This is a genomic window from Staphylococcus pasteuri (assembly GCF_030547725.1).
Lineage (GTDB): Bacteria > Bacillota > Bacilli > Staphylococcales > Staphylococcaceae > Staphylococcus > Staphylococcus pasteuri.
The window spans coordinates 64483-79314 of the sequence record NZ_JAUOQO010000004.1 but is presented as its reverse complement, the minus strand read 5'-3'; the positions used below and the strand labels follow the sequence as shown (position 1 = coordinate 79314).

Sequence of the window (14832 nt, the reverse complement as noted above, 5' to 3'; positions counted from 1 at the left end):
TAGGAGCAAATACATGAAACTAACATTAAACTTGCTGAATATCATTAACTATTTAGTTCTAGTTATATTGATTGTTATTAATTTTAATCGATTAAGTCAATTTGGGTTAGATATTTGTTTATATTTTCTTATTGCGAGTTTCCTCTTATTGCTCGCTTCAACCATATTCCACTTTATATACAAAGCAGATACTTTTCTAGTAAGTATTTTGATTAATGTCTTTAATTTAGCTATCATTTTTCCAACGCTACTCTTGGTGTTGTTTTAGTCACTAACATGGTAGTAGGTGCTCTCGTATTCCAGTACGAGAGCTATTTTTTGTCTTTATTATTATAGAGACATAGAACGTACCTATCATGTTCGCTATAATTGAAAACGCTATCACCAAACTGCTTAAAAACTTATAAAATAACTATGCTATTATGGAAAATAATGGTATCATAATCATAACTTGAAAACACTTTCGTATAAGAGGCTGAGACATAAAGTATTTATGCTCTGGAAAACGAATTAACGATATCCTAAGCGCTTTTGTCCGGTTCTCTCCTCGAGAGTGTTTTTTTAAAGAATATTATTTAGAATATTTTAAATTTAAGAAAAATTATGAAAGTTACATGAGGTATTTGAAATATGGGCGAGAAACAGATAATTACACCCAAAACATTTTTATTTAATGTATTAAATGGATTAGCGATAGCAATTATAGTAGGGATGATTCCCAATGCGATTTTAGGAGAATTATGTAAATATTTAAGTCAGTATAACGAAATTTTCGCTAAGATAGCTATTGTGGTTCAAGGTATTCAATATACGACTCCAATACTTACAGGCGTCATTATTGCGATACAATTTGGATTAGGACAATTACAAACTGCTGTAGTGGGTGCAGCAGCCTTTGTGGGTTCAGGAGCAACTACGATTACAGATAATAAATGGGTTATTACTGGTATAGGTGATTTAATCAACACAATGATTACAGCTGCTATTGCAGTAGGTATTATATTATTGATTAAAGATCGAGTAGAAAATTTTAATATGATTGTGTTACCTATTGTTGGGGCAGGTGTCGCTGGTTTAATTGGTTTGTTACTGTTACCTTATACTAAATTAATTACGGTTGGCATAGGTAATTTTGTTAATAGTTTAACGAATACACAACCTATTATTATGACGATATTGATTGCAATGATCTTTTCAATTCTTATAGTATCACCAATATCGTCCATAGGAATAGGTGTCGCAATTGGTATATCTGGATTAGCTGCTGGCTCTGCTGCAATTGGCGCTGGTACTTGTGCGATTGTGTTAGCCGTTGGAGCGTGGCGTGTAAACAAAGTAGGTGTTCCTATTACAGTACTTCTTGGTGCGGTTAAATTAATGATGCCTAATACAATACGACATCCGATTATATTCTTACCAATTGTATGTTCAGCCGCAGTATCAGGACTTATAGGCGGTTTGTTTAATATTAAAGGTGCACCAAATTCTGCAGGTTTTGGTTTAATTGGTTTAGTAGGACCTATAAAATCATTAGGATTATTAGACGGAGGTATGGCTAGTGGACTGGTAATAGTTGCTATTACATATATTATTGTCCCATTGGTAGCAGCCATTTTCTTCAACTATTTATTTACAAAAGTCTTGAAATTATACGATTCAGAAGTGTTTGTTTTCAGATCAAAATAGTCCAATAATAACGTCATTAATATTCAATCGACGCTCTCGTATAGATCATACGGGAGCTTTTTTAATTCATAAAATATCATATTAAAATTTGAGCGAGTCACATGCTTTAGGTATACTCATATTAAGAATAATAAAAATGCAAATTGGTTTATCTTCATATCTGTTTAAAGTAAAGACTCACCACATTAATGACAAACATTAGGGGAGATATAACATGGAAATTAATTTAGATCATCCAGTTTATACGGTTCATGGTTTAATGAAAAATATTCAACCTCAAGGTATCCCAGGAACACTTTGTTTATTAGAAGATGCCATTTACTTTGAAGCGGATGGGTTTTTAAAAGGTTCTGAAATTAAAAACAACTTTCATTTTGATAAGATTAAAAGTGTGAAATTTGGTTTATCTTTGAATCCATTTAGAATTGTTATTACTGAAAAAGATGGCGAAAATTGGATTTTTGACTATGTGCCACGTGCAGAAGGGAAGAAATTTGTAGAATTATATAATGACATAAAAGAATGTAATTGAAACGTGCTATAGATATTAGCTATATTAAGATATATTATTTTTAAAAATATTGTCTATAATCCTACAATATAGTATTATAAAAGTATAAAAAAACACCCAGTGACTGAAAGCGATTCAACAACTAGGTGTAAAACTTAGTAAACATATTTGATGAGTTTATGGCTCGACATATGCTATTTACTTACAGCCTATGTAATAGGTGCTCCCGTACTTCCATTACGGGGGCTATTTTTTTGTCTTGCATCCATTTAAAGCGAAACGTCCTTCCACGAGATAAAATGTGGAAGGACGTTTTTACATATCCTACTTATCTGTAACTTTCTCGCTTTTGACGGTATCCGCTAAAATGTTATCCCAAAATCCTTGAAGTTCTTCTACTGAGATATCTTTTTCATTTTTTTGTGTACCGACAAAGTCACCGTGATCCCAATTATGTTTAACAGGTGTCACTTGCCATACGCCTTTTTGAGGTTGATCTGAAGCATCCACATATTTTTGGTTGAATGGATGTTTGGCAGAAATGGTTGATACCAGTCCATCATTCTCTCGCCAAACTTTATCGTCTAGTTTACCAATAACATTTGCTGTTGTTAGATACTTAATGTTCATATGACGATCGCGTTTATAAATACCATTTTTATCTGGTTCGGTAGATTCACCTGAATATGTTTTGTATACAATATTAGGGTTTAAAGATGTCTTATTATTAAGTTCTTGTGCGCCTTGAGTGGTTAAATCATATAAGCCATTGTCTTGAGTTGTCCAAAGTTTGCTGTTTTTAACGCGTTTCACGTATTCAGTATAAGATTCGTTAGGCTGTTGTTTTAATCCCCATTGTCTTAAACCAAGGTCAGAGCGGGAATGTTTACCACCTTGAGTTTTAGCATAGTCATATAGTACCTGTCTAATGATAGCTTCATTGCCTAATTTATCTGACGCATGTGTACCGTTATGAGGTGTTGCAAGCGTTGTAATTGAGGAAACCATATTATCTTGTCCACCTTTATATAACGGGGAAATATCGCCACCATGTTGCTTCTGGTATTCAACCTCTTCAGGATCCCCATTACGAAGCATATCTTCTAATAGTCTAACGGTTTGTCCGCCCATACTATGACCAACTAAGTGAATCTTCTGTCCAGGTTTCCAATCTTTATAAGCACCTGCATAAGTTTTACCATAACGTTCGTGACCGTATTTTGCAGCATGTGCTGCGCCGTAATCTACAGTGCCACCTTTAATGTAATAGTATAGTTCAACTGCTCTATCATAATTGCTGCCTAATGCACTAACACTAGCTTCACTGACGTTATAACCTTTAGCACGCGCTTCTTGAGTGATTTTAAGACGATCGCCACCCCAATAATTGCTGTTATCAAGGCCGGGACCATTATCGGCGGTGTAACCATTAAAGCCATGTACAAGAATAATAGGGTCATGATTTTTATATTGAATTTGAGGAGCAACTTTATTTGTTTGGTCTTTTGCTGGTTGTACAGCTTTATCCTTAGATTTATTGTTATGTATTGCTACGGCGTTTTTTGTAAGTGTATTGATACCGTCTTTTGATTCATCATCTTTATCATTTGTTGGGCTGCTGTGTGTTTGATTACTATTATCTAACTGACTCAATTTGATGTCATTTTGAGATTGAGTGTCTTTAGTTTGTGACTGATTATTCACTTCATTAGTTTTTTCTCCTGCTGCAGAAGAATCTTTAGCTGTGATATGTTGTTTCGATAATGATTGTTGTGACTCAGTCTCTGACGACACATCTTTATTAGAGTCTTCTTGCAGGGATGTCTTAGGGATCTCTTGTTTATTTTTGCTGTCATTAGCTTGAGTTGGTGATAGTTGATGCTCGTTAGAAGTTTGGTCTTTTTCTAATGATGGTGTTAGATTCGATTTCTCCACTTGAGTGTTAGATTGTTGATCTGTTTTAGATTGCTCGTGAGGTTGTTGTTTTTCTGAGTTTGATTTGTTAGATTGGTTTTCATCTACATATGAATCATTAGGTTGTTGATTATCTTTAGGTTGAAGGGAGTCTTCTTGAGTAGTCAATTCTTGATTTTGTTGTGTTGATTTTTGCTGCTGCTCACCTGATTCTTTTACAGTCTTTTCTTCATTATCATTAGGTGTTTTAGTATTTGTATTTTCACGTGAAACATCACTATTATTACTTTCTTGTTGTGAATTTAAATTTCCATCTTTAATTTCAGTTGTTTGCGCATTTTCATTCGCTATAGATGAAGCTTTGTTATTTTGATTATTTGAGTTCTCATTTTGTGTCTGTTCAGTTTGAGCTGAATGCTGAACTGATTGAGTTGTAGCAGCCGTTTGTGCGTGATTATGTTCGGTTTTATTTTCATCGGCATGTGCAACACTACCGCCACCTATTAAAAGCATCGTTGCGACCATAATTGAAGATGCCCCAATACTTAGTTTGCGAATACTATAAGCATGCGTTCTATTTGTCATGATTTTAGCACCTCTATTAACTAAATTTTTAAACTGTAACGTGATCAAATTTAAAGTTAATCAAATTCAATCACGAGATGCCTTCATCATAAATAAGAATTATGAAGCTAATATAAATTTCTATTTACAATTTCTTAAAGTTATTGAACACATCAATTCCAACCTAGCTACAAGCTTACTAAATAAAAAACCATTTGTAATCTGTAAATAGTTTACAGACCACAAATGATAATAAATACATGTATAGTATTAGTTTTTTAAATTTATATCTAGTTTATACGGTTGTTTTCCGATTACGAAACGACATAGAGCAAACTCTCGGAGAATAATACCAACACCCACACACATACCTAAAGTACACACTAATGATATTACTATAAAGATAATACTTGTATTGATGAAAATAGACGTATATTCATATAGATATTCTAATATAATAGGATGTAATAGATATATGAAAAATGAAAATGAATTAACTAAATTCGTGACGCCATACATAAACGTATTGAAATGAATAAATAGACTAAGTAATAGTAAAAACATAAATGTATGATATAGCATTAATGTTTCGGTGTAACTTGTTACATTCCAATAATCATGTTTACCAAATGCAAACACAAAAATTAAATAAGACACTACAGATAAAGTTAGTATAATAAACGGAAATTCATAAACAAATTTCATAATTCTATTGTAGTTATAGCCGATATAACCACCTAGGAAGAAGAAAAAGATCCATCCTAAAATAAATGTATTATCACTTAATGGATATATGTGATGTAATTGTGTTTCGAATGCATGATTTGTATGTAGTAAACGCAAAAATACAAATTGAACAATGAATGATCCTATTAATAGAATTTTACTATTGAATATTTTAGGTGATATTTTATAGATGATATAGCTTAATATGAAGTACTGAACTATAACGATAATAAAATAACCATACCAATATCCTAATACGACATTTTGGTAGAATTGATGCCAGAAAGGATCTCCTAATTTTCTGGATTCACTATAACAATAGAAACAACCTACTAATAAATAGGGCATAATGATGTATTTAAAACGTGATGTTAAATAATTCAATTTTAATGAAGAATAATTTAACGTTGTCAGTAATTGAGACAACACGATGAAACACGGTGTGCCAAAGATAAATATATTTTGAGCATAATAAATAACTTTAAGTTGCGCTGTATCATCACCATCTATACCGCGCATATATTGCGTTAGTATATGTGTGACGATAATAATAACACAGAGAAATGCTCTGAGGTAGATGAGTTCTTTTTTCTTTTTATTTTGACTTGCCATCTTTAAAACCATCCCATTTTTTAATTAATTTATTAAAGGAATCCTCGTTTACTAAAACACGTGGAATAGCATAATTATCATCATCTGGATAGACTGAGCGGTCTGCTAATGTATAAGCATATTTAATATTTTCAGATTTCAATATTTTTATATTTTTCTTACTTGGTTCTCCATATGGAAAGGCTAAAGAATTATTAGTTTTATCAAAGTGTTTATTAATATAATGGTTACTTTTACTTATATCATTTTTAATTTGTTTTCCACTTTTTTTAGTAATAATTGACTTGTTGTCTTTAGTTAATGAGTGAAGGTTATGTGTATGTGAACTAAATGTCCAAATCTTTGATTTCTGCATTTCTTTTAATTTACTTAGATTAATAAGGTTAAGATTGTGGAAATCGTCTTCTCCGACATGGCCGGTAATCACAAATCCTGTTGCTGGTACATTATATTTCTTTAATATCGGATAAGCACTGTCATAAACGGACATGTCGATATCATCGAAGTTGATCCATACACTACGCGCAGGGAACTTACCTTTACTCTTATAATGTTGTAATTCCTTTTCTGTTAAAAAGTGTGCATCATGATCTTTCAACCACTTAATTTGTTTATTAAATTCTTTTTTAGTCACACTATAATCATTAATTTCTTTACTACTTGAAATGGTGAATAATGTATCTTCAAACCAATTACCATCACGGACACGATGGTAATTTAATGCTAAAGCGCTGTTTTCATGATGTTTACTATTTAACGGGTTTTTCTTTTCTTTAGCGAATGAAGTATTGTCATAAAAAATCATCAAGAAAAATAATGACGTGAATAATAGGGTGGCAATAAGTTTAGAACACTTTCCCATGATTAATACCTTCTTTTTTATATATTCTTTTTCTAATTAATAAGAATAATGAGAATACAATAGCATCAAAAATGATGAATTTTAATAATAAATTGAAAGTTTCGAACATAGTGTCTTGTTCAATGTTCAGTAACGTTCTTATAATTAAAACTAATTCATGACTTAAATTGAAAAGTGAGCCAATAATTAGAATGCAGGCTATAGCGAAATAGACCCAAAATATAATACTTAATGCAAAAGTAATGACTTCTCTTATACAATGTAAACAAAAATATGTACTTAGCTTTTTCCTCTGTCTGGGCTTGTCCATGTGGCAAACTCTCCTTTCTTTCTAGTAAGTGCTTTTGGAAAGGCAATAATAGCGACGGAAGCGTTAAGCAACCAATATATAGCTGAATACCAGCTTAAATAGAAAATAGTGAAAATATTAATTTTTTCGTATTTACTATCTGCAATAAGTGAAACTGTGAATTGAACTGTATTGATAAATGTTAGTAATAAGGCCGATAAAATGATGAGTGAAAATTTATAATTTAAGAAGTAGTAGTCTAAGAAGTTAGCATTTATAATTTGAATGATTAAAATAGAGACAACGCAGTAAACCCATATAAGCGAAAAGATTTGTTCGAATACGAGTAAATAAATGGCTGGATTCATTGATTTTAACCCGGCTTTAAAGTCACGAATTAAAACTTCTTGTCCGCCTTGTGCCCATCTTAATCGTTGTTTCCATAGGCCTCCCACAGTTTCGGGTACAAGCATTCTACAAAGTGCTCTAGGTTCATATTTAATTTGAAATCCTGCTAGATGGAATTTCCATGAGATGGCAATATCTTCAGTAATCATATCGATATCCCATTTTCCAACCTGTATAACTGCAGATTTTCTAAATAGTGTAAATACACCAGAGATTGTATTAATTTTTCCTGTTAAAGATTGTGCACGTTTGATACTTCCTACCATACTTGCATATTCAATAGTTTGGATTTTACCAAGTATAGATTTTTTATTTCTTATTCTTGGATTACCAGTAACTGCTGCTAATTTAGGATTGTCTTGGAAGTGTTGAATCATAAAGTAAGGTGCGCAATTATCGATAAGCGTGTCTGCGTCTATGCCCATAACGTAATCATACTCGGCATAATCAACACCTTTGTTTAGAGCATTGGCTTTCCCTTGATTGACTTTAAGATCGACAAATGTGAAATCCATTGTTTCTTGAAGCTTATAAATAATCTGTGCAGAATTATCTGAACTTCCATCATTGATGACAATGATTTGTTTGTTTGGAAATTCTAATGACAATAGATTTTCAATTGTATCTTTAATTGTTTCTTCTTCGTTAAAGCAAGGAACTAAAAATGATATACCTTCTTCTCCTATGGCTTTAGTCGGTTTTTGAGTAAGCCATAGCTCAGAAAAGAACATATAAATAATCGTTCCTACTATCCAAAATACAGACATAAATAACGGATAAAGTATTAAGAAATTTAATAAGTTCATGTTTCTCCCCCTAGGAATTTTTAACATGAACTGATGATAATGCAGTTTTCTAGGAGTTGCAACACTTTTTTAATATATAAAAAAGTTATAAGTGGTATAATTATTATTAAACAAAAATAACTCTATTATTAATAATAGAGTTAAAAATTTTATGCTTAAGAAGTTTTAGTCGGTAAAAAGAGTTTATGGGTGAAAAAACGCTTTAGACAGTTTTAGTTTACTGTCAAAAAGGAAAAACTTAGCAATAAATCAATGGACAAAAAATGTTGTGTTAACAATAGCTTAATATTAGAAAAATATTTTAATGTATTTAATAATGTACTTGATGAGATCATTTTGACTTAGAGAAGAAGCAAACTCTCCCCAAAAACTCATCGTCACACCATTTAGGTTTGTATCGTAATAGTTCTTTTGATGATTATGGTACGTATTAAATGACGTTATTTTTGTGTCAGATATTAAATCAATATTTTTAGATGTTGAAGTTGATTTTTCATCTCTAGGAAATAGATATAAGGACTGACTATTAAAGTTTTCAACTTGATGGTTGTAATCGAAAAAGTCTTTTGGTGTTAAGCTATTTTGATTTTTCTGTTGCCAATACATAACGATAATGGATTGATCTAACTGTTTCAGACCTTCTTTAGTTATGGAATCGTTCCATATTTTTGTTTCATAGTTATTGGAATTCGCATAGTTAGAAATTTGATTGATGTATTTTACGAATTGTTGTTGGTTCGCACCACTACCGGGAACTTCATCGCCACCAATGACCATTTTCTGTTCATCTTTATACTTCGGCTGTTTAAATAAACCGCTAATTTCTGAAATTAAATCTTTAGAGAATTTCAATGAATCTTTATTATCTATAAAATCAATCGTACTTGAATCATCTTGCGATACGACTTTTTGATATGTATCAGGATGATGTTTTCTTAATAAAGTAAGGATGGATTTTGAGTGAGAAGGTAAATCTATTTCTGGAATAATCTGCACATTCCTTTTGTTCGCATATTTAATAATAGATTTGAGTTCTTTTTTAGTTAAAAAGTATGAATTCGTTTTGTTGGATGTCTGCTTTAACATTTTTGAATAGATACTGTAGTTTTCATTATCAGAAAAATGTAACTGTAAATATGTGCCATGATGTTTACTTAGATGTTTGATAATTTGCTTAATACTATGTTCTGTATAGTGTTTACGTGCAATATCTAACGTAATGCCTTTTTCTATTTCTGATTTATCTAGTTTCTTTTGGAAAAATATAGTGAATATCGCTAAAAAGATTATGAGACATAAAATAAATTTCTTTAACATGATTAATCCCTTTTAATTAGAAAGTTTTTATTGTACAAGATACTATTTAAAATGAAATAGCGTAGTTAAGTTAAAAATAATAATATATTTAAATACCCATATATTCCTCGATTAATCATTTATGTTAAAATATTTGTAATAAATAAATTTTCGGAAAATTTTTTCTACTTAAATATTTAGGGGTTTTAAAATTTAATAATTTAAAAGGGGATGTTAGTCATGCAAGGGGATCATATGTGGTTAACGATAATGGGTCTACTCATTATTATTTCGATTGTTGGTTTGTTAATTGCCAAGAAGATTAGTCCATTCGTGGGGATGACACTAATTCCATGTCTTGGGGCACTTATATTAGGCTATAACGTTCATGATTTAGTGACGTTCTTTGACAAAGGTTTGGCACAAGTCATGAATGTCGTCATTATGTTTATTTTCGCGATTATTTTCTTTGGCATAATGACAGATAGTGGTTTATTTAAGCCAGTTGTTAAAAGATTGTTATTAATGACACGAGGTAATGTGATTATTGTATGTATTATGACAGCGCTACTTGGTACGATTGCGCAATTAGATGGCGCAGGAGCGGTTACATTTTTACTATGTATTCCAGCGTTATTACCACTTTATAAAGCATTGAACATGAGTCGTTACTTACTCATCTTATTATTAACACTTAGTGCAGCAGTGATGAATATGGTGCCGTGGGGCGGACCAATGGCTCGTGTAGCAACAGTGTTAAAGGCTAAAAGTGTTAATGAATTATGGTACGGTTTGATACCTATACAAATTATTGGCTTTGTATTAGTCATGATACTAGCTGTTTATTTAGGATTTAGAGAGAAACGACGCATTCAAAAAGGTATCGCTAATGGAGAGCTTGAACAAACACAAGACATAGATATACATAAATTGGTGAGACATTATGAACACGATCAAGAGATAAAATTCCCAGTTAGAGGTCGCGCAAAAGAGCATGGGTCTATCATTTGGATTAATACACTGTTAACGATTTTAGTTATGGTCATTATGCTTTCAAATATAGCACCACCAGAATTTGCATTTATGATAGGTGTCGCATTAGCATTAATCATTAACTATAAGAGTGTCGATGAACAAATGGACCGCGTCAAAGCACATGCACCTAACGCATTAATGATGGCAGTAGTTATCGTCGGTGCCGGTATGTTTTTAGGTGTGTTAGACCATACAGGAATGTTGAAATCAATCGCAACAGATTTAATTAAGATCATTCCACAACCTGTAGGCCCTTATATCCACATTATTGTAGGATTATTAGGTGTGCCACTTGATTTATTAACAAGTACAGACGCTTATTACTTTGCGTTATTACCAATTGTGAAACAAACTGCAGCAGAATTTGGCGTATCTCAAGTATCTACTGCATACTCAATGGTCATCGGTAATATTATTGGTACATTTGTGAGCCCATTTGCACCAGCATTATGGCTTGCACTTGGATTAGCTGAAGCTAATATGGGAACATATATCAAATATGCGTTCTTCTGGGTATGGGGCTTCGCAATCGTATTATTATTAATTGCAATGTTGGTAGGTACAGTGGCATTTTAATGTTTGGGCAGTCTTGAGGTAGTCTAAATATCATTATTTAATATAAAGACAAAATAAATACCCGTAACAGAGCGATTAAATCGTTCTATTACGGGTTTCTTTATTTGATATTATCCTTTTGTATAAAACGCATCGAATACTTGGTCTAAGTCTTCTTTAGCGCCTTTCATAATTTCATCTTCTGGCAGCACTGATGTACCTTCCGCACGAGCTACGTAAAATTCGTCAAAGCCCATAATTTCTTTGAACATTTCTCTTAAATAATGGTATGAGAATTCAAGAGGTGTGTAACGGTCATCATTTGTATAAACGCCACCACTCGCTTGTAGTAATAATGCTTTGTAGTCATCTGTCATCAGCCCAACAGAACCATCTTCAGTATATTTAAATGTTTCTCTAGCCACCATAATATTGTCGATATAATCTTTTAATCTAGATGTGATATTGAAGTTGTGTAAAGGTGTCAAAATAACAATACGATGATGTTCTTTAAATTGGTTTAGTAAAAATGAAGACATCTCAGCGATTTGGCTTTCTTCAGCTGATAATTCTTCTCCTGAACCTAATTTAGACCACACATGTAATAATTGATCACTCTCTAAACGAGGTAGTGCAATATCATATAAATTTAATTCTTCAATTTCACCTTCTGGAAATGCAGTATTAAACTTTTCTAAAAATAAATTTTTCAATTTAGCAGTATAAGTCGCATAATTATTAAAATACGGATGCGCATTAATAAGTAATGTCTTCGTTAATTTTATTTGCTCCTTTAAATGTAATATTCATAGTATATACATATAAATTTGAAAATACTATTATATAGTTTTAAATTAACAAATATTAAAGTAGGGACACGCAACTCTAGAACGCTTCGCTCATGAGTTGCATGTCCCTTAATTACAGGAATATATACATATATTTACCTTAATCTGCTGAGTTTAACGCATTGAGCATATCAATTCTACTTATTTTTCTAGCCATAATCAGCATTACAATAAATGCAAATACTAACGTTAATAGCGTAGAGAATGTAAAGTTTGTCCAATATAACGTTAAGTCAGCCATAGCATTGTTAGGTGGCAATGTATCCATAATAAAGTGATGTAAATAAGTGCCACCGATAAATCCAGTTAAAATACCGATGATAGTGAGAAGTATTGTTTCTCGGTAAATATACATCACTGTTTCTTTTTTATAAAAGCCTAATACTCGAAGTGTGGCGAGTTCTCGTGTACGTTCAGATACATTAATATTCGTTAATGTGAAGAGTACAACGAATGACAATGCAGATGATGCAACGACAATGATTAAGACGATATTATCAAGACCGTCTAAAATTGTATTGATGGCTGTTTTAGCTTGGTTGGATTGCACGGCTGTTTGGCTCGCATCTTGTTCATTTAATTCACTTGAAACTTTATTAATATTTGAAGCGGATCTATCTTTTAAATTTAAAATTTTAGCATTGTAATCGATATCTTTATCAAATGCTTTTTCGTAATATTGTTTGTTCATCACCATGTAATGTCCAGCATACATTTGAGCGATACCATCAATTTTGACTTTATGTTTTGCATTCGTATCATCTTTAATTGTTAGGGTATCACCTTTTTTGTAGTGGCCAAGTTTAGCTAATTTTTCAGAAATAACAACACCATTATTGCTTAATTTCATTTTCTTATCTGAACCGGCGTCACGTAAGGTCATATAATCCTGAAAGTTATTAGAGTTTTTAGGAACAATCATAGAAATTTGTTGATTATCTATAACGTTTTTAGGTTTAGTAGTAACCGATTGATAGTAGACATCATCTTTTTGTTTAACTGAGTCTAAATCATTAATTTTGTCATTATATTTATCTTTGTCTTGTTGTGAGGCATGCGTATTATAAACACTAATAATATCGTAATGAATAATATTTTGATATTGGTTATGGATAATACCATTTAATGAATCTCGCATACCGAAACCAGTAATTAACAGTGCTGTACAGCCAAACACGCCGAGTATTGTCATAAACATACGGCCTTTGTATCTGAACAGGTTACGAGCAGTCACTTTATGATTGAATGACAATTTATTCCAAATAAATGGTAGACGTTCTAATAATATTTTTGAACCGGCTTTTGGTGGTTTTGGTAATAATAAATATTTAGGTTGTTCTTTTAAAGCTTTCCAAGCAATATATACTGAAGGTACAACTGTACAAAGTAATGCGACTAATAGACTAATACCAATCCACAACCAGTGAGTAGGTGTTTGGATTTCAGGCACAATCAAGTTAGCAGCATAGGCTTGATAAATTTTTTCAGGTAAATACCATGTACCGAAGAAACTACCAAGTGCAGTACCTATAACTGCAGCACTTGTGCCATAAATTAAGAACAGTTTCATAGCGTCAAATTTTGTATAGCCAAGAGCACGCATTACACCCATATTCATTCTTTTTTCTTCAGCCATTCTAGACATTGTGATAAATGTAACTAAAATTGCTACTGCAAAGAAAATGATAGGGAATGTGTTAGATAAAATATCAATACGTTTCGCTGATTCACCAAATTGACTATAGCCTTGATTGTAATCACTACGTGGTTGGATTTCATAGTTAATACCATCTAATTTCTTAATGTCATTTTCTTTATTTTTGAGTTGTGTTTCAGATTTTGCTATATCTTGTTGAGCGTCTTTTAGTTTGCCAGTTTGTTGAAGTGTAGCTTTATTTTCATTAACTGAATCTTTTTGTTGATCTAACTCTTTTTTCGCTTTGTTAAGTTCTGCTTGTTTATCATCTTTCATATCTGAACGTTGTTTGTCAGACCATTTTTCTAAATCATCAGCATTATTTGAAGCATTACTATTAATTTGTTTTTCAAATCGGTCTGAGTAGCTGTTACCGTGAGCGTTATTATAAGTTAATTTGGCTACATTAGGTTTAGAAGTGTTGAATCCAGATTTTGCTAGTACGCCGAATGTATCGATTTGTCCCTTACCAACATTCGTTACGCCTAAATTTTGTTTTTGCATGTAATCACTTGAGGTTACGAAACCAACAACTTTGTATTGATGATGTTTAAGTCCAGAAATATCTTTTTTACCTTTATTATTTGTAAAATCGATTGTTTGTCCAATTTTATATTTTGAAGTATCTTGCGCATTTAAAGCAATTTCATTAGAAGATTTTGGCAAACGACCCTTTTTAACTTTGTAGGTAGATAATTTTGATGTGTTTTCGTTTAATCGAATAGCTTTATTTGAATTTGCAATACGAGCATCTTTGGAAATGCTATATTCCGTCTTAGCCACATGATCCATATTATTAATATGTTGTTTATCATCTTTTGAAAAGCCAATAGGACTTGTTACTTGTGCGTGAGCCATATGATGATCTTTAAAATATTGATCTCCAGTTAGTCGCATATCATCGCCCGTTACTTTTAAGCCGATTAATATGAAAGCACCTAAAGCTAACAAAATAGTAATTGAAATGAAGCGAGGAAATGAAGATTTAAATTCACGTAATATCGTTTTATTTAATTTACTCATG

General features: G+C 31.9%; 11 protein-coding genes. 3 read left to right on the top strand and 8 right to left on the bottom strand.

Translation table 11 applies throughout. The annotated features are described in order from the left end of the window. Positions 1-630 precede the first annotated feature (630 nt). Entirely contained in the window at positions 631-1686 is a 1056-nt protein-coding gene (locus Q4528_RS05390) for a PTS sugar transporter subunit IIC (RefSeq protein WP_029056677.1), read from the top strand. 214 nt (positions 1687-1900) lie between these two features. Continuing rightward, positions 1901-2218 carry a hypothetical protein gene (locus tag Q4528_RS05385; protein ID WP_046467283.1) on the top strand — a complete coding sequence of 106 codons (318 nt, stop codon included), beginning with the start codon at positions 1901-1903 and terminating at the stop codon, positions 2216-2218. 303 nt (positions 2219-2521) lie between these two features. Here Q4528_RS05385 and lip read toward each other — a convergent pair whose 3' ends face one another. From lip to Q4528_RS05355, 6 genes are all read right to left on the bottom strand, one after another. Next, a complete protein-coding gene (lip, locus tag Q4528_RS05380) occupies positions 2522-4696 on the bottom strand; it encodes a YSIRK-targeted triacylglycerol lipase (RefSeq protein ID WP_046467282.1) in 2175 nt (724 codons plus the stop codon). 249 nt (positions 4697-4945) lie between these two features. Further along, the gene (gene icaC / locus Q4528_RS05375; protein ID WP_046467281.1) at positions 4946-6013 is read right to left on the bottom strand and encodes a polysaccharide intercellular adhesin biosynthesis/export protein IcaC; all 1068 of its coding nucleotides are present in this window, start codon (positions 6011-6013) and stop codon (positions 4946-4948) included. Further along, positions 5997-6875 carry an intercellular adhesin biosynthesis polysaccharide N-deacetylase gene (icaB, locus tag Q4528_RS05370; RefSeq protein ID WP_046467280.1) on the bottom strand — a complete coding sequence of 293 codons (879 nt, stop codon included), beginning with the start codon at positions 6873-6875 and terminating at the stop codon, positions 5997-5999. The genes icaC and icaB overlap by 17 nt, the downstream gene beginning before the upstream one ends. Beyond that, positions 6859-7185, bottom strand: a complete 327-nt coding sequence (icaD, locus tag Q4528_RS05365; protein WP_046467279.1) for an intracellular adhesion protein IcaD — start codon at positions 7183-7185, stop codon at positions 6859-6861. Before icaD ends, icaB begins: the two co-directional genes overlap by 17 nt. After that, on the bottom strand, positions 7155-8378 hold the full coding sequence (gene icaA / locus Q4528_RS05360) for a poly-beta-1,6 N-acetyl-D-glucosamine synthase IcaA (RefSeq protein ID WP_017637812.1): 1224 nt from the start codon (positions 8376-8378) through the stop codon (positions 7155-7157). Before icaA ends, icaD begins: the two co-directional genes overlap by 31 nt. A gap of 288 nt (positions 8379-8666) precedes the next feature. Further along, positions 8667-9695 carry a family 20 glycosylhydrolase gene (locus tag Q4528_RS05355; RefSeq protein WP_046467278.1) on the bottom strand — a complete coding sequence of 343 codons (1029 nt, stop codon included), beginning with the start codon at positions 9693-9695 and terminating at the stop codon, positions 8667-8669. Between the two features lie 219 nt (positions 9696-9914). Here Q4528_RS05355 and Q4528_RS05350 point away from each other — a divergent pair, with 219 nt between their 5' ends. Further along, on the top strand, positions 9915-11285 hold the full coding sequence (locus tag Q4528_RS05350) for a CitMHS family transporter (protein WP_303520785.1): 1371 nt from the start codon (positions 9915-9917) through the stop codon (positions 11283-11285). A gap of 110 nt (positions 11286-11395) precedes the next feature. Here Q4528_RS05350 and Q4528_RS05345 read toward each other — a convergent pair whose 3' ends face one another. Both Q4528_RS05345 and Q4528_RS05340 read right to left on the bottom strand, forming a co-directional pair. Next, complete coding sequence (locus tag Q4528_RS05345) at positions 11396-12049, bottom strand: FMN-dependent NADH-azoreductase (protein ID WP_303520929.1); 654 nt, start codon at positions 12047-12049, stop codon at positions 11396-11398. A gap of 163 nt (positions 12050-12212) precedes the next feature. After that, positions 12213-14831 carry an ABC transporter permease gene (locus tag Q4528_RS05340; protein ID WP_046467275.1) on the bottom strand — a complete coding sequence of 873 codons (2619 nt, stop codon included), beginning with the start codon at positions 14829-14831 and terminating at the stop codon, positions 12213-12215. Position 14832: the final 1 nt, after the last annotated feature.